Source organism: Rossellomorea sp. NS-SX7 (assembly GCF_052828565.1).
Map to the genome: position 1 here is coordinate 2,799,354 of NZ_CM128249.1, position 15,815 is coordinate 2,815,168.

Here is a 15,815-nt window from a genome sequence, read left to right on the forward strand (position 1 = left end):
ATCGTAAATATATAAAAATCTATTCTATTGCAACCATTACATTATAACATACAGCCTCATTCTTTCAACAGAGAGCATTTAAATTATCGGTGAAGAAATTTCCTCTAGCTCATTCAGCTGCTCAAGCAGGCTCCGGCATTCCTCACACTCTTCGATCTTCTCCTTCAATTCTTCCTCTAAAATGGCATCGGCAAACATTCCGGCTGCATAGTATCCATAAACGATGGAGGTTTTCTGAGGACTCCCCTGCAGTTCAAATGGATACAGAAGGAAAGAATGCCTTTTAATCAATTCCAATGCATGCTGATATAATGTAGGATTACGCTGTGATAACAGGTCTTCAAGCTCTTCTGACACTCTCGTGAAAAAGTCCGTTTCAAATGCATCCTGAAGTGAAGATGGAGTGACTTGCCCTTCTCTATTCAGCTTATTGATTAAAACTTCCTTATCAAATCCATGTTCACGCAAAACATTCAATATCATGGACTGGAGAAAAGGATGTGATTCCCCTGACCCTAAATATGAAAGGAGCTCAGGCAGATAAGGCCGGATATTCTGATGAACCAACTGGGCCGCAATCAAGGTCTGTTCCTCCAGGCTCTTATCTTTCAGGATGGAGGTCTCCGGAACTTCAGTATTTTCTTTCGTCTCCATCTCAGGCTCTTTTCCATCCCTTACTTTCTCACTGAAGTGCAGGAGCTTCTTGAAATGCTCTTCTTTTTCAAACGGCACTTCTTTCTCCTCAAAAAGGGCGTGTATCGTATCAATAACCTCTTGATGCTGATGAAGCTGAATGAGGATCATCAGGTACATATCCACCACTTCGAAATAGTCCCCGATCCCCTCAAGAAGCATTTCTTTACAGATCACTTTCGCTTCATCATATTGTTTATTTTCATAAAGGGCCAATACCAATGCTGTATTGATATCGGGATTCTTCGGATCCATTTCATATGCCTGGGTCAAAAGGTCGGCCGATTGCTGAATATCACCATTCTCGAGGGCTTGAACCCCCTTTTCGAGTAGCCTCTCCTTCAAGCCGGGAAATTGCAGGACCTTTCCTTTTTCCTCGTTGTTCTTCTTTGTCATGTTTTGTACCCGCCTATACGTATAAAAGATGGTAATAGTGTAGCATGAGAGGTTGGAGAAAACAAAGATAAGGGGGAAGTCAATCTTAAACAGAAAAAAAGCCTGCCCATCGGCAGACTTAATGTATGTAGGTTGTATGGCGTCCCAGGAGAGATTCGAACTCCCGACCTACAGTTTAGGAAACTGTTGCTCTATCCTACTGAGCTACTGGGACATTATTTGGTTTACCGGTTTTGTTGTGTTCCTTTAAATAAAAAAAGGATTACAGAAATAAAATATTGCGAGGGTAGTCATGGGATAAAAAAGAGATACTCACACATCAATTTTATCTGTGTCAGTATCCCTTATCTGTTCAAACCCCTGTGAAAACAAGGAATTTATGTAATGTTAGTGGCGTCCCAGGAGAGATTCGAACTCCCGACCGACGGCTTAGAAGGCCGTTGCTCTATCCTGCTGAGCTACTGGGACTCATCTGTTTGTTACATCCGTTTTTCAAGGACAATATTTATTATATTCACATAGCATAAAGAAGTCAATACATTTTCGAAAAAAGTTTTCTAAAATACTTTTTCATTCAAAGTTAACTTCATTTACCAATTTATTATATCCTTTCTCTACATATTTGAAAAGTAAAAAGAACCCTCTGGTTAGAAGGTTCTTTCATACACAAACTTGTTTCTAAAGACTGAACTCCTGCTCTTCAACCACTTCATGATCATGCGTCAAAAACTGCACCTTGACCATTTCTTCCGAAGCTTCCACAATCGCATATGTCCGTTCCTGTCTCCCACGGGGCAGCAGGATGCTTCCAGGATTCAAAAACAGCGTTCCTCCTGCCATTTCCGCTCCCAGCGTATGAGAATGTCCGAAGAAGACAAATTTAGCACCGGCTTCTTCTGCCCTATAGCGAAGCTTCATCAAAGACATTTTGATGCCGTATAAATGTCCGTGAGTAATGAGGATGGTATCCCCATTTACATCTTCTAACAAATCATCCGGAAGCCGGGCATCCATGTCACAGTTCCCACGGACAGCTAAATAGTTTGATAATGCATCATCATCGGCACTCAGTTCTGAATCACCGCAGTGAACCATCGCATTTACTTCACCGTCATATTTCTCAGCCAGCTCTTTGATTTCCTTTTTCGAACCGTGGCTGTCGCTGACAACTAAAAGCTTCATCATTTTCTCACCCTTTTAAATTAAGTCTGTAATCAGTGCTCCTAATTTTTTCAGAGCGCTGCCTCGGTGACTGATGCTGCTCTTTTCATCCGGTGAGAGTTCCGCCATCGTTTTCCCCAGGGATGGCACGTAAAAGATCGGATCATAGCCGAATCCATTTGCCCCCCGTCGTTCCTGAAGGATCTGTCCTTCACAGGTCCCGTTTACTGTTCGTGTTTCCATGTTTGGACCTGCAATGGCCAGTACGCAGTGAAACCTTGCATTCCGGTCGCCATTAGGGACATCTTTCAGTTCCCCGAGCACCTTGTCCATATTGGCCTCATCGCTTTTTTCTTCCCCTGCATAACGCGCGGAATAGACTCCTGGTCTGCCATCCAAGGCATCAATCGCCAGACCGGAATCGTCAGCAATCACCAGTACACCCAATTCTTTTGCTACTGTTTCAGCTTTCAGTATGGCATTTTCCTCAAATGTCGTTCCTGTTTCCTCAACATCTTCGATATGAGGCAAGTCTAGTAATGTTTGTACCTCATATCCATAAGGAGCAAACATATTTTTAAATTCATTTGCTTTTCCTTTATTTTTTGTAGCGATTATTACACGTTTTGTCATAACTGTGTCATCCCTTTATTGAATTCTTTGCGCCAATTCGCCCAGCGCACTTTTTTGCATCTCGAATAGTTCCTGGATTCCGACTTGACCCAGCTCCAGCATTTCATGCAGCTGGTTCATCGTGAACGTAGCTTCTTCTCCTGTTCCCTGGAGCTCTACAAATTCCCCTTCACCGGTCATGATGATATTCATATCGACAAGGGCTTTGCTGTCTTCAATATAATTTAGGTCGAGCACGGATCCGTGTTCCTCAATGATTCCTACGCTGGTTGCAGCCAAATAACTTTTAAGAGGAAAACCGGAAATCTTTTTATTATCCTGCAATTTACCAAGTGCCAGGGCCATTGCCACAAAGGCTCCAGTGATGGACGCCGTTCTGGTACCTCCGTCCGCCTGAATGACATCACAATCGATCCAGATCGTACGCTCGCCAATCGCGTCCAAATCCACAACCGCTCTTAAAGCGCGTCCGATTAAACGTTGGATTTCCATCGTTCTTCCGGAAATCTTCCCTTTTGATGATTCACGGATATTCCTTGTTTCCGTTGCCCTCGGCAGCATGGAATACTCTGCCGTGATCCACCCTTTACCGCTGTTTCTCATAAAAGGAGGTACGCGTTCTTCGATACTTGCGTTACAAATCACTTTTGTATTCCCTACCGTGATCAGAACAGACCCTTCCGGATGCATCACATATCCTGTTTCGATCTTCACTTCTCGCAGTTGATTTTTTTCTCTTCCATCAGCTCTCATATTTTATCCTCCTGTAGTCCTCGTTTTCATTCATATGTATAGTCCATTTCAAAAAGAGAAGAGGCGGCATCAGCCAACCTCTTTTTCATGATTCTATAATAGTATATCAAAAAATGATCATTTAAAAACTAATTGCATTCACATTTTCAGGACGAGTGACTGGTTCTGTGACCGGTTCTCCATCTTTGCTTACTGCGGTCGCTTCACCATTGACGAGCACAGATACTCCTTTGATCCCTTTTTGTTCCGTCAAAGATAGAACAAGGGAGTTCAGCATATGTTCAGATACCATTTTCTCTTCCAGGCTTCCATACACCGCTTCATTAAAATTAAGAGTTACCGTTCCGTCTTTCAGGGATGGATCATCCAGGAGTTCTGCACCTGTAAAATCACTCGCCAGTGCCGAACCGTATCCAGGTCCTTCAATGAGTTCCTGCACGACCGCTTTCACTTCATCCGCTTCGTTCGAGCTTACCCGTTTGGTTACAGGTACATAGTACGTCCCGGAATCCGTCTGAGATACATAGTAGACCGTTACCGGTTTTGTACTGGTAGGGTCGGCTATTCCGCTTGCATCAAGATTTATCCCCATTTTTCTGGATAGTCCAGATTCGTCGATCGGTGTACCGTTAACAGGCATTTCCGTTAAAGGATAGCCGTTCACACGCAGCTCCACTTTTTCAACCGATTCAAATTGAGTCAGCGTCCAGGTGACGGATTGAAGGATTTTCTGTTCATCTTCAGGCTGATAGTTATTGAATTCAGGGGAGAAGTCAGCGATTGCTTTACCATCTTTGATGTTGACTGTGACCTGGGTATCTGCAGGCAGCACCGCTCTGAATCCATTTGGAAGGACATTCTGCACAGGGCCGTTAACCACCAGATACTCAAGAGCCTGTTTAGCGACACTTTCATTATTCGGAAGAGGCAGTGATTGGGAAACCACATAGCCATTTTTATCAATTAAGTATAGCTCTGTCATCACTGTTTTTTCCACAGCTTCATCGTTGCTTGCCGTCTCTTTACCTTCTTCTTTCTTTGCCGTATCTACTTTTTCACCTTCTTTTAAGTATGATACATCCTGCGGCGGATCGATCTTTTCTTTATCCCCAAAACTTAACAGTCCGCAACCTGAAAGATATACTGAAGATGCTAACACCGTTACAGCAATTGACACTTTCGCTTTTTTTGACATCGCGAAACCTCCTAAAAGACAGTTTGTACTACATGTATACGAGCCTTCGTATTGAAATAGACCGAAACTTTATAGAAAAGCAGACAAACTTTTTTAGGAGAAAATAAAAAACCATCCAGCCAAGACGTTCAGTCTTGAAGCCGGATGGTTTCTGCATGGATTCTCCCTATATTCAGCCAATCAGAGGCGATTTGTGAAAATAGGAATGAAGAACCTGTAGTGAAGAACCGATGCTCTGGCACTCTGATTCCGCGGTACAGGAGGTTGTAATAGTCTAAAATCGTGCTGATTTCCCTGGCGGTCTCATCGCCCGAGCTGATGACACTGACCTTATCCCCCATGAAAGCCTGTATTTTAGACTGCAGGAGCGGATAATGGGTGCAGCCAAGGATTAACGTATCAATGTCTGTTTCTTTCATGGAAGCCAGTGTTTCTTTCACGATCGAATCAGCCGTTGGACTGTTATATTCCCCGCTTTCTACTAAAGGGACAAATTTAGGACAAGCCAAAGGACTTACCTCCAGGCTTCCATGCAGAGAATGAAGAGCTTCTTCGTATGCACCGCTGTTTATCGTTCCTATGGTCCCGAGCACTCCAATTTTTTTATTGTACGTATGCTTGATTGCGGCCCTGGCACCAGGATGGATTACACCTATGACCGGGATATCCAATTGAGTCTGGATTTCATCCAGTACGACTGCAGTCGCAGTATTGCATGCAATAATAAGCATTTTCATATCATATTGTAATAGATACTCTGTCATCTGCCATGTGAATTTCTTCACTTCCTGAGCCGACCGCGGCCCGTAAGGACATCTTGCAGTATCCCCCAGATAATAGATCGTTTCTTTCGGTAATTGGCGCATGACTTCTTTCGCCACCGTCAATCCGCCAACACCGGAATCAATGATGCCGATTGGTTGAATCACTTTATTCCCTCACTCTGGTTTCATTTCTTGATGAAGTTTAGCTAAATTCCTATTTAAGCCGAGTACTTCCTCTTCTGAAAAATCCTCGAGGACACTCTGTAAATAATGTTGCCTTTTTTCAATGACTTCTTCAATAATCCTTTCGCCCTCTTTTAACATATGAATTCGGACGACCCGTCTGTCATTTTCATCCTTGACCCGTTCCACCAATTCATTCTTTTCCATGCGGTCAACCAGATCCGTCGTCGTACTGCACGCAAGATACATTTTATTTGAAAGATCGCCGATCGTCATGTCCCCATATTCAAATAACCATTGAAGTGCAATGAATTGAGGGGGTGTGAGTGTATATTGACTTAAAATCTCGCGTCCCTTTTGTTTAATGATGGAAGATATGTATCTCAAGTCTTTCTCTATATCAGCTACCACTTGTAAATCGGCTTTTGGCTGGACTTCTTCTTTATTCATTAAAAAATTCTCCTTTGACTGACTAATACTTATTTAACACTTTTCATAAAATGATCGTTTTACTGTCACTCATTTTTTCATTAATCGAATATTGAGTTGACCTGCATACTAGCATTTTCTCTTTTTTTAAGGGAAATTTCAAGAAAAGTTCGTGATATTGTTCAATGAATCATTGAAACTAAAAGAGACTGACTCTTATTTGCACAATAACGGTTTGTAATAACCAGGTAATTGTCATAAGAATCAGTCCCTTACTTTAAAGCTTGAGTTCCCCCATGCGAAGAAGCTCTACAACAGCTTGTGAACGCCCCTTCACTCCAAGCTTTTGCATGGCGTTCGAAATGTGTTTTGAAACACATAATTATTCATTATCTAAAACTGTATATATTTCTATACGTTTATCAGAAAATACTACGAGCTTTTCAATTAGTTTCTTCAACGTAATATGTAGCTCTTCAAAGTTTTCAAACGAGAGGTTACTTAATTCTTCAAGTGCTAATCTTATTTCCTTGTGAAACTCTTCTTTGTTTTCTTGTTTTTCAATTTTCGTTTCCAATTCTTTTATACGTTGTTGGCTTGTATGAATTTCTTTTTCGTATTGTTCTTTCTCGAATTGATACTGCTCCTTATCAATGTTTCCATCTAACATCTTTTGTTTTCTTAATTCAAATAATAATTTTCGGTTGATATCAATATTTTTTTCATGCTTTGTTTTTTCTTTACTTATGCTTCCACTATTCTTAATAGGTTGTTGTTTACTCATATGTTCATTTATTTCTTTTTCAATATCTATCTGCTTTTTTAGTCGTTCTGAAACCTCATTAATAACTGCATCTCTAAAGTCGTAATAAGGTATATACTTTTTATTATCACAGCCATTTTCGCCTAATCGTCTTCTTCTGGAACAGACTAAATGTCGATACTCCCTCCCATCTTTCGTGTTCTTGCCATTCTTTGATTTCATGCTTACCATGCTACTTCCACAGTGCCCACAAAAAACGAACCCTCCAAAAACATTAACTCTCTGTCGGGGTCCACCTCTTTTACCTCCCCCCCTTATAAGCCTTAACCTTTGAGCTTCTTCATATATATCATCATCAATAATTGCTTCCCAATTTTTTTCATCGTTTCGATTCCACTCTTCTTTTTCTTTTTGAACCTGTCTCTTTTTCCGATCACTCATATTTTTTAAATCGTCGTACACTTTTTTCACTTCATATTTGTTATATACATTTCGTCCTGTATATGCCTCGTTTTGAAGAATGCGTTGTACAGAGGTGACACCCCATAATCCATTTCGTGGGGATGGGATCCCTTTTTTATTTAAATAGAGCCTTATTTTTTGTTCCCCCATATTTTCATTTATATATAAATGGAAAATTTTCTTCACAATCTCTGCATACTCATTAGGGATAAGTGTCTTCTTACCTTCAATAACTACTTTGTGGTATCCAAAGGGAGCAATAGATCCAGTGAAATTTCCTTTCCTAGCCGATTGACGTTTCCCTCGTCTCGAAGACAAGCTGATTTGCTCTGCCTGTTGCTGGGCCATGATAGCAAACAGTGTAAATTTTAATTCATCCTTATCAACTGCTGAATCATAATTTTCTTCAATAGAAATCAATCGTATCCCAAGTGCATCAACTAAGGTTCTCTTTAATGTAATAGCATCCAACTGGTCACGACTAAAACGAGAAATGGATGCAAACAACAAAGTATTAAACATTCCTTTTTTTGCATCTTCCAACATCTTTTTTATATCTTTTCTTCCGTTAATGCTTGTACCAGATGATCGGTCCTCATATGTATAGGTAATCTCAAAACCTTCTTTAATTGCCTTTTCTTCACACAACATCCTTTGGTGTTCAGGCGATTCTTTTTGAGAAACCTTTGTGGAGGATACCCTTACATAACTCGCTGTAATATGGTCCTTCATCTCTTCTCCTCCTATGATTTTAAAAGCCCTAGCTATCACGCTAAGGGCTAGGTTGCTACATACATTATAATAAAATCCATCTTACTTTGCTACGACTTTTCGAATCGTAGTCTGAATGAGTTCGTGGACAATTTCTTCTTTGGTTTTTGTTGAATTTTCTGGTGTCTTATAAATAAACGTGAACTGCTGATTAAAAGTACCCACATTAATCACTCTCCTACACAGTAAACCTATGCAGGAGAAGACTTGTCATATGCGGAGAACTCCAGTACCTTTAAAAAGAAAAAGCCATTGATAATATACATATCAACGGCGGCATTTGAATAACTCATTAATTTCTTTTATTAATTGATCTTCAGCTCTTTTGTATCCGTACTTTTCGAATACATTTGATACATACTCACGGTCGATAAAAGCTCTCTCGCCTGTATCAACAAAGCGAATATTCTGTTTCTGAGGTAATGTTCGTATCTTACGTTTTCTAAAGATAACAATGGACAAGATAATCCCTCCTTAATGGTTATCTTGTCCAAATGTATATGAAATCCTTATGATTTTTAGAAGTTGGTTTTTGAATATCGGGTCAATACATTGTTCATTCTTTTGACAAAAGGATCTTTTTGTCTAGAGTAACCGTGTTTCTTCATTTCTTCTTCGACCAATTGATGAATAACTGCTTTTATCTCTGGGGAAGTTTCATCAAGAATATTTCTTTTAGCTGCGACTTTAGGGGCCAATGGTACACCTTTTGCTCTCCTTCTACGCCTAACAGTTAAGGTTTCAGTCATACGAAACACCTCCTATCAATATTTTACCACACAGTATATTTTTTAAACAACTTGTCCATTAATTGGCTTCTTCAAATAGTATATTACCGTCCTCTGATTGATACCAATATAATGTTATTATTTTTTCAGCCACTTTTAATAATGTAGCAAGGTAATCAGAGTCAGTTTCAGTAAATATCAGGTCTTCAGAATAAAGACAAATCACATAATAAGAATCTGTTTGTGCAAAAGGATTAATTTCCATCGCTAGTGCACCCTTCCAAACAAAGGGTTTCTTTTTATTGATGACTTGAAGACATGCGTCTCTCATTTCTTTTGGTAGTTCTTCAACGTTTTTTTTGCTTATTGATTTCTTGCCTACCATAATTGTTTCAATATGGTGTTGGATACGAAAATTACTTTCACTTGCCTGATAAGATGTTTCTACAAGTTCAATAATACTAGAAACCATCTTATTAGGGTCAATTTCAAACCCCTTAGTCCCATTCTCTTCATATTCCTTTACACAGGACTTTAAAGTTTCATCAAAATATTTTTCAGAAGTAAGAATTCTAAGGATGTTTTCCCTTATAGATGTTAATTCGTTTGTAATTGCGTTTTTCTCAACCACCGCATTTACTTTATCTCGAAACTCAGCTGATATACCGAATCCAGAGAATTTAGATAATCCCTGAGAATTAAATGGTAGGGTCATTACAAGCCAAACCAAGACAATAATCCCAACAAGCGAAATGAACAATAAAAGTTGTAAATGAGCAGGGTTGGTTAGCAAATAGTTCATGAGAGGTTTTTTATCAATGGGTGGTGGGTCAAGCAATGATTTATAGTTACTTACTATTATAGCCATCGCAATAAGCATAACAACAGCTGGCGGGATATACTTAAGAGTTTCCTTATTTAATTTCCTTTTAAAATTTATATGTATGAGTCCTGAGAGGCAGAGAATAACACATAAAAAAAATGCAGAAAATATTCCCTCAATAAATGATGGATAATTTGATATCATAGCAGTGACCTCCCTCCTTTTACTCTTCCAATTTTAAACAAAATTCAATGTTGTTACAATACAAGATAGCGATATTTTTTTATAGGAGGTATTTTTCCCCTGCTTAATTGAATTCAATGATAGTATAGTTCAATGGATAATAAACAAAATTAAAAAGGACATACTAAAGTATATGTCGTTGCTTGGAGGGATTTAATTTGATCTATATTGAAGAAGTTCATCCATCAAAACATTATTTTTCCATGCTGGTAATTATAACTATCAAAAAATGCTTACCTAAAAATCACTATAAATTTGTAGATAAGTATAGATGGATAATTTATTTTCAAGGAGATTTCATTGGTCTACAAACTTGTTATACAGATAAATCAATAAAAGTTTTCTATAAAGGGAAGTGCCTTCAATATTTTACATCATTGAATTCTCTGGAAAATTGGATTATAAACGGTTGCACCAAACAAACACTTTTTATGATGAACCACACAAATAAACGTTGACATGCTCGGATGGAACCTTCCTAGATGACATTATTATATCTTTTTCTTATTTCTGGATAGAATTCTATAAAGAGATATCTTTTTAGTTCAATTCCTAAAATTTTATAAGGTCTCTTTCCTTCAATTTTCACTTTTCCTTCACGGCACCACCGACGGACGGTTTCTTCGCTTTTATGTACAATTTGTTTGGCGATTTCTTCTACAGTATAAGGAAAGTCATCTTCAATTTGTATAAAAAAGTTAGGGAGAGCCTCTTTAGGCTCTATCCCCATATCATTTGCTTTTTTGATAAAGTTATCGTAATTCATGACAATCAATCCTCCAATAACTGTTTAATTTGTTTATTTTTTTGATTGATATTAGCTTTAGTAATACGTGCTTCTTTTAAACGATCAATTTTTAGTCTTTTAGCGAAAGCAGGATCTTTTAATTTACTATAATACATCTCAAGATCCTTTAATTCAATTCGCAGAGAATCAATTTTGGCTTTTATCACTGGTGATAATTCAACCTCATTAAATTCTTCTTGCTCCACATCTTCTTCCTCAACGGTCTCGTACGCTTTAGGATTCCAGCTGAAATTCAGTGTTAAATCAATTATTTTAGCATATTCTTCTTCCTTTATTTCACGTAGATAACCTGTCGTCAAGGTATCACCATGTGACATTTCGGAATCATGTCTTGCATGTACCTGAGCACAACGGTGTTTCCATTCTTTTAGTTCCTTAATATCAATCGGAGTTCTTCTTATTAATTCCAAAACAGTATGCCTGGTATCATGATATCGTAACTCCTCAATTTCTTCATCAGATAAAATAGCATCGAATATCCCCTCTTCTTTTGCATCTTTTATCCAAGTTAGTAAATATGAAGATGTTTTATAAGGTCTTTCTAGAATCCAAACGGATTGCCTTGGCCTAAAAAAGTATAGATTTGGATTTGCTATAGCAGCAGGATATTTTTTGTACGTTTCCCTTAAGAACTTATTAATTAATTCAACAAGTCTCGGTACTAAATAGGTCCCCCATACAGGAGATGGACCATATCCACCTTTACTTTTCTCTTCAGGCAAGTGGAGTCTGCCGAAGCCATTGTTGTCTGATAAAAGAAATCCAGTTTTTTTGTCAAACCAAAAATCTTTGAGTTGAATTAATTTTAGTTCATCTGCTCTCAGACCAGCTAAAAACCCAATCATCAATTGAGTTACATACTTAAGAGGATCAGTTAATTTATTACCTTGATACTTGATGAGAGCATTGCTGATTTGAGCAATACTATACTGATCAGCATAGTACTTCGCCTTTTTTTTCTTAGGTTTAGGTTTTTTTCTTGGAACACGGTTAAGAGCATTTTCAAACGCACTTTTCATAAACATCATCTTGTTCCATTCATTAAAATTGTACTGCCCAACATTTCTTGCTTCTTCAGTAAGCTCTTCTTCTTTTTTCATTAAGACATAGTACAACAATGGTTTAAGGTAAATTATTGCATTAACCCAATAAGTTGTATCACCAATTCCATTCTTAACACCATTCATGTCCTCAGCAGTAAAACTTTGAATATCAAACGATTCATTCACTTCTTTGAATTTTAGATATTCTTCCTCGTTCAAGTAGCGAAGTCCATACCATTCTTTTGCTGTGTAATTATTAATTTCAGCACGATAACAAATGACTTTATAAAGAATGTGTGAAAGCATCTTTTTTACTTTCTCAGGTCTGTTTTCTTTTGCAAATCCTTTTTTCACTTTATCCTCACCATTAAATGTTATTGGAAAGCCACTCAATCGGTGAAGAAGATAATCATCGATTAACGTTTGCAAAGAGTTATTGAATTCGGAGAAATAATCTCGATACTTTTCGACTTTTTTTTCTTCCTCATATTCAAGATCTTTCTCGATAACACTTGGCAAAAGATCTCTAACTTTATCAGCAAACCAAAGCAAATCAGAAAACTTCGCATCATCCAGCCAACCCATATGAGCAAATTTCTTAAACTTCTGGTAAGGAATGTTTTGTTCTCTGGCTATATCTTTCAAATATTTAAGCTCCAATGTTTCAGCCAATCTCTCTACCCACTTTTTTGGGAAGTAATACCACATTTGTCCCCCGAAATTTTTCATTTTAGGCTCACTTACATCAAACCCAACTAAAAGATAATAATCACGAAGTTGACCATCGATAATAGCGTTTCTTAAGGTAAGTTTCTCAAGCCCTAGAATTTCAGAAGCAAATTCAACTTTCAAAAGAGGACCGTATTTTTCCTCTGCCTCTTCCCATGATACTATTCCATTTAATCTCGGATTTTTCCCATACTTTTTGTAAAGCGTTTTAGGATGCCCTGGGGGAAGAGTTACGACTCCAAGATCTGCTAACTTTCCGTAAATTTCTTTTGCTGATTTTGCACCTACCGCAGGAATTTTGTGTAAATCTGCTCTTTTCATATGAGCAATATCTCCAACTGTCTTATATCCTGCGTTAATAAGTCCTTTCTGGCTCCAAGTAGATAGTCCGATTTCATCTAGATTCAACTTGAGTACGTGTTCTGATACGGCCACTTGTTCCATAGTTTTTATCACCTCTATTTATATATATACACACATAACACACATTAGACCTCAAAAAAAAGCTTGCAATGACTTTGTTTAAGGTTCTAAATTATAGTTCTGTGAGTGTTATGTGCGTTTTGTGTGTTGGTAGTTAAAAAAAAAAAGGACACAGCCCCATTAATATTATTGCTTATAAAAAAGTCTACCTCATTCCTGGAAAATTACTACCAGTAATATTTGGCAAGAATTCAAAAACAAAAATGACAAGCTAATTATTAACTTGTCATTTTGTCCTCTGAATCGAAATATTCAATTAAATTTTCAACCTTATTCATAAAATACTCAAACCTCGACTTTAATTTTTCATCCTGAGTGGAAGATAGCAAGTTTTTGTACAGTATTCTAATATCTCTTTTCTCTTTTGTTGGATTGTAAACTTTCTTTGTACTCAATGATCCTGTATTTGAAAAATTAATAAGAACTTTTAATGTCCCACCCTCATCACATGCTTGACAGAACCAATTGGCACTTTCAATTTCAAGAAAAACAGTCTCATCACAAATTGGACAAGGAAAGTATATACGTTCCTCTTTCTTATTATAAAAGAAACTTATCTTCTGCTCCTTAAAAAAGGAGAGACAAACATATTTTAATTTCAATGGATAACCGCCTTTTCTGCATTTGTCAGTTTACGCGACTTTCTCATGAATTTCTTAAAATCATCTCCAATAATGATGTATTTCCCGCCAAAGTTATAAGAAGACAACTTCCCTGATCGACACCAGCGTCTAACAGATTCTGTACTCATGCCAAGCATTTTCGCAATTTCCTCAGGGTGCATAACTAAATCATCCTCAATGGTGGCAAACATTGGATGAAGTTCTATTTCGAATTCTCTTGCTAGGTTTGACATTTATTTTTTCCTCCTGTGGATATAACTATCAGTATTATGAGATGGTTTTGTGTGATTTATTCCAAAGATGCAAACTAATACCATTAATATTATTCTAATTTATTACCTCGTCATTTTCTTTGGCTTTATGATATACATATTCAAAATAGGATCTTATATATGCTGTTACAACATTCTTATGAGTAAGTTAAAAAGATAATTATTAAAAGATATAATGGAATCGTAACAACCTAAAGGTGTGCGGTTTATATTATTAATAAAATTCTATAATATAATGTTAAAATTCAAATAGATAGAAAAGGAAGGGGTGATTAATATCAAAGTATTGTTTTGGAATATAAAAAACAATCTAAAAATAGTTCCTACTATATCCCAATCATGTAGAGAGCATAAAATAAATATAGTTATTTTGAGTGAAGCAAATCGAATTGACCCAGAAATTATTGAGAAAAGTCTTAGAAAAGTTGACCTTAATTTTGCTGTTGAATTGCCCATGCCTAATAATAGGACGGTTTTATTCCATAACTTAGGGAAACGAATAAATAAATACCATGATGGGACATTTTATTCATTGTTTAAAATTAAATTCAAAAATTCACTTATTCTTTTAGTTACTTTACACCTGCCAAGTATGCTACATAACACAGAAAATGAAATTGGTGCACAAGCTGCTCAAATCAAAAGAGAAATTGAAAAATACGAGGAAGAATTAAAAACTAACAAAACTATTGTAGTTGGCGATTTTAATTTAAACCCTTTTTCGGAACTGATGGTATCTGCATATGGATTTAATGCAATTATGGATAAGGAAACAGCACTTAAAATTGATCGAACTATTTATGGTGTGAAGTACAATTATTTTTACAACCCCATGTGGACCTTGCATGGGAATATTAATAACAATGTATTAGGTACATATTTTTATCATTCCAAACCAACAAGTTACATCTGGAATATGTTTGATCAAGTTCTAATTCGTCCCCAACTCATTGAACAATTTAATTTCAATGAGTTGGAAATTATAAGTGAAATTGGAGACAAGCCCCTTCTTAAAGATAGCGGCAGACCTCATTCGACTTTATACTCAGATCATTTACCACTAAAATTTTCAATTTTATAGGAGGATTAGTATGAGAGATTTGTGGGGATTTAATAAGTTAAATAAAAATGATATTAAATCAATGCCCCAAGGTATTTTAAAAGAACAAGCGGACCTTTTTGAAAAGAAAACTGATGGGAAATTATTATTAAGAACTTCTACTCGAAATTTGACTATTAAGGCCGATGAAAGATATGGGCTTGCCACAAATTTTGAAATTGTTGCACCTTACCTAGATGGTTACTCCTATACATTATTTACAATGTATTCTATGCCCGAAACTGATTATCCCATTGCTATAACATTAAATTCAACGAAATTTGATGATGTGTTTATAGATTTTGACTATGAATGTAGTAATGAAGCCACATTTTTGAATGATTTGGGAAAAATACTTGGTTCCGAAGAAACAACTAAAGTCGTTAAAAATTTATACTCAAAGAGTTTTATAAATGATGATACTGATGATATTCCTTTTTAAGTTATTTAGGATGTGCTTAATGTACATCCTTTTTTATTCGTCATCTCATTTAAAATCAATAGCGACCGTTAATTCATTCCAAAAGCTAATGTTTATGAGACTTTTTAATTTAATGAAATGTACTCTAATTACTCGCATTTTCTGTCTCAAAATCAATTTCAAAAACAACATCTCATTAGAACCAAGGTTTTTTAAACAATAATTATCATATACACAATAGAGGAGGCTTATTGATGACGATTGGTAAGCCCTCATATGTCTCCCTGGATTGGCCAAAATCCGACCAAAACGTTTCACCGTCCTCATTGCTCTTCTCCCT

Annotated in this window: 18 protein-coding genes, 2 tRNA genes and 1 pseudogene; 2 read left to right on the forward strand and 19 right to left on the reverse strand. The window is 36.9% G+C overall.

The annotated features are described in order from the left end of the window. Positions 1 to 78: 78 nt before the first annotated feature. From ACUXV2_RS14035 to ACUXV2_RS14125, 19 genes and pseudogenes are all read right to left on the reverse strand, one after another. Positions 79 to 1,089, reverse strand: a complete 1,011-nt coding sequence (locus ACUXV2_RS14035; protein ID WP_446243806.1) for a tetratricopeptide repeat protein — start codon at positions 1,087 to 1,089, stop codon at positions 79 to 81. A gap of 137 nt (positions 1,090 to 1,226) precedes the next feature. After that, positions 1,227 to 1,303, reverse strand: a tRNA-Arg gene (locus tag ACUXV2_RS14040). A gap of 177 nt (positions 1,304 to 1,480) precedes the next feature. Continuing rightward, positions 1,481 to 1,557, reverse strand: a tRNA-Arg gene (locus ACUXV2_RS14045). Positions 1,558 to 1,767: 210 nt separating this feature from the next. Continuing rightward, on the reverse strand, positions 1,768 to 2,271 hold the full coding sequence (locus tag ACUXV2_RS14050; protein WP_446247079.1) for a metallophosphoesterase family protein: 504 nt from the start codon (positions 2,269 to 2,271) through the stop codon (positions 1,768 to 1,770). A 15-nt stretch (positions 2,272 to 2,286) separates the two neighbouring features. Further along, a complete protein-coding gene (locus ACUXV2_RS14055) occupies positions 2,287 to 2,883 on the reverse strand; it encodes an XTP/dITP diphosphatase (RefSeq protein ID WP_446243807.1) in 597 nt (198 codons plus the stop codon). A 15-nt stretch (positions 2,884 to 2,898) separates the two neighbouring features. Continuing rightward, positions 2,899 to 3,636, reverse strand: a complete 738-nt coding sequence (gene rph, locus ACUXV2_RS14060) for a ribonuclease PH (RefSeq protein WP_446243808.1) — start codon at positions 3,634 to 3,636, stop codon at positions 2,899 to 2,901. A gap of 121 nt (positions 3,637 to 3,757) precedes the next feature. Next, positions 3,758 to 4,831, reverse strand: coding sequence for a GerMN domain-containing protein (locus tag ACUXV2_RS14065; RefSeq protein WP_446243809.1), 1,074 nt, complete (start codon positions 4,829 to 4,831; stop codon positions 3,758 to 3,760). Positions 4,832 to 4,959: 128 nt separating this feature from the next. Further along, complete coding sequence (racE, locus tag ACUXV2_RS14070) at positions 4,960 to 5,760, reverse strand: glutamate racemase (RefSeq protein WP_446243810.1); 801 nt, start codon at positions 5,758 to 5,760, stop codon at positions 4,960 to 4,962. Positions 5,761 to 5,769: 9 nt separating this feature from the next. Further along, on the reverse strand, positions 5,770 to 6,228 hold the full coding sequence (locus ACUXV2_RS14075) for a MarR family winged helix-turn-helix transcriptional regulator (RefSeq protein ID WP_446243811.1): 459 nt from the start codon (positions 6,226 to 6,228) through the stop codon (positions 5,770 to 5,772). Between the two features lie 256 nt (positions 6,229 to 6,484). Next, a pseudogene (locus tag ACUXV2_RS14080) lies at positions 6,485 to 6,583 on the reverse strand (LuxR C-terminal-related transcriptional regulator); the annotation flags it as partial. A 6-nt stretch (positions 6,584 to 6,589) separates the two neighbouring features. Then, entirely contained in the window at positions 6,590 to 8,164 is a 1,575-nt protein-coding gene (locus ACUXV2_RS14085) for a recombinase family protein (RefSeq protein WP_446243812.1), read from the reverse strand. A gap of 81 nt (positions 8,165 to 8,245) precedes the next feature. After that, positions 8,246 to 8,368, reverse strand: a complete 123-nt coding sequence (locus ACUXV2_RS14090) for a hypothetical protein (RefSeq protein WP_446243813.1) — start codon at positions 8,366 to 8,368, stop codon at positions 8,246 to 8,248. A gap of 102 nt (positions 8,369 to 8,470) precedes the next feature. Next, the gene (locus ACUXV2_RS14095; protein ID WP_446243814.1) at positions 8,471 to 8,665 is read right to left on the reverse strand and encodes a hypothetical protein; all 195 of its coding nucleotides are present in this window, start codon (positions 8,663 to 8,665) and stop codon (positions 8,471 to 8,473) included. Between the two features lie 56 nt (positions 8,666 to 8,721). Continuing rightward, positions 8,722 to 8,952, reverse strand: a complete 231-nt coding sequence (locus ACUXV2_RS14100) for a hypothetical protein (RefSeq protein WP_446243815.1) — start codon at positions 8,950 to 8,952, stop codon at positions 8,722 to 8,724. 58 nt (positions 8,953 to 9,010) lie between these two features. Continuing rightward, a complete protein-coding gene (locus ACUXV2_RS14105; protein ID WP_446243816.1) occupies positions 9,011 to 9,958 on the reverse strand; it encodes a hypothetical protein in 948 nt (315 codons plus the stop codon). 517 nt (positions 9,959 to 10,475) lie between these two features. After that, complete coding sequence (locus ACUXV2_RS14110; RefSeq protein ID WP_446243817.1) at positions 10,476 to 10,763, reverse strand: helix-turn-helix domain-containing protein; 288 nt, start codon at positions 10,761 to 10,763, stop codon at positions 10,476 to 10,478. Positions 10,764 to 10,768: 5 nt separating this feature from the next. Further along, on the reverse strand, positions 10,769 to 13,021 hold the full coding sequence (locus tag ACUXV2_RS14115; RefSeq protein ID WP_446243818.1) for a DNA-directed RNA polymerase subunit alpha C-terminal domain-containing protein: 2,253 nt from the start codon (positions 13,019 to 13,021) through the stop codon (positions 10,769 to 10,771). Between the two features lie 257 nt (positions 13,022 to 13,278). Continuing rightward, positions 13,279 to 13,662 carry a hypothetical protein gene (locus ACUXV2_RS14120; protein WP_446243819.1) on the reverse strand — a complete coding sequence of 128 codons (384 nt, stop codon included), beginning with the start codon at positions 13,660 to 13,662 and terminating at the stop codon, positions 13,279 to 13,281. Further along, on the reverse strand, positions 13,659 to 13,916 hold the full coding sequence (locus tag ACUXV2_RS14125; protein WP_446243820.1) for a helix-turn-helix domain-containing protein: 258 nt from the start codon (positions 13,914 to 13,916) through the stop codon (positions 13,659 to 13,661). Before ACUXV2_RS14125 ends, ACUXV2_RS14120 begins: the two co-directional genes overlap by 4 nt. 307 nt (positions 13,917 to 14,223) lie before the next feature. Here ACUXV2_RS14125 and ACUXV2_RS14130 point away from each other — a divergent pair, with 307 nt between their 5' ends. Then, the gene (locus tag ACUXV2_RS14130; RefSeq protein WP_446243821.1) at positions 14,224 to 15,036 is read left to right on the forward strand and encodes a hypothetical protein; all 813 of its coding nucleotides are present in this window, start codon (positions 14,224 to 14,226) and stop codon (positions 15,034 to 15,036) included. 10 nt (positions 15,037 to 15,046) lie between these two features. After that, positions 15,047 to 15,496, forward strand: coding sequence for a hypothetical protein (locus ACUXV2_RS14135; RefSeq protein WP_446243822.1), 450 nt, complete (start codon positions 15,047 to 15,049; stop codon positions 15,494 to 15,496). Positions 15,497 to 15,815 lie beyond the last annotated feature (319 nt).

Coding starts and splice junctions, on each gene's coding strand:
- ACUXV2_RS14125 (WP_446243820.1), bottom strand. CDS start 13,916: ATGTCAAACCTAGCAAGAGAATTCGAAATAGAACTTCATCCAATGTTT.
- ACUXV2_RS14050 (WP_446247079.1), bottom strand. CDS start 2,271: ATGAAGCTTTTAGTTGTCAGCGACAGCCACGGTTCGAAAAAGGAAATC.
- ACUXV2_RS14135 (WP_446243822.1), top strand. CDS start 15,047: ATGAGAGATTTGTGGGGATTTAATAAGTTAAATAAAAATGATATTAAA.
- ACUXV2_RS14105 (WP_446243816.1), bottom strand. CDS start 9,958: ATGATATCAAATTATCCATCATTTATTGAGGGAATATTTTCTGCATTT.
- ACUXV2_RS14075 (WP_446243811.1), bottom strand. CDS start 6,228: ATGAATAAAGAAGAAGTCCAGCCAAAAGCCGATTTACAAGTGGTAGCT.
- ACUXV2_RS14065 (WP_446243809.1), bottom strand. CDS start 4,831: ATGTCAAAAAAAGCGAAAGTGTCAATTGCTGTAACGGTGTTAGCATCT.
- ACUXV2_RS14055 (WP_446243807.1), bottom strand. CDS start 2,883: ATGACAAAACGTGTAATAATCGCTACAAAAAATAAAGGAAAAGCAAAT.
- rph (WP_446243808.1), bottom strand. CDS start 3,636: ATGAGAGCTGATGGAAGAGAAAAAAATCAACTGCGAGAAGTGAAGATC.
- ACUXV2_RS14100 (WP_446243815.1), bottom strand. CDS start 8,952: ATGACTGAAACCTTAACTGTTAGGCGTAGAAGGAGAGCAAAAGGTGTA.
- ACUXV2_RS14035 (WP_446243806.1), bottom strand. CDS start 1,089: ATGACAAAGAAGAACAACGAGGAAAAAGGAAAGGTCCTGCAATTTCCC.
- ACUXV2_RS14110 (WP_446243817.1), bottom strand. CDS start 10,763: ATGAATTACGATAACTTTATCAAAAAAGCAAATGATATGGGGATAGAG.
- ACUXV2_RS14085 (WP_446243812.1), bottom strand. CDS start 8,164: ATGAAGGACCATATTACAGCGAGTTATGTAAGGGTATCCTCCACAAAG.
- ACUXV2_RS14115 (WP_446243818.1), bottom strand. CDS start 13,021: ATGGAACAAGTGGCCGTATCAGAACACGTACTCAAGTTGAATCTAGAT.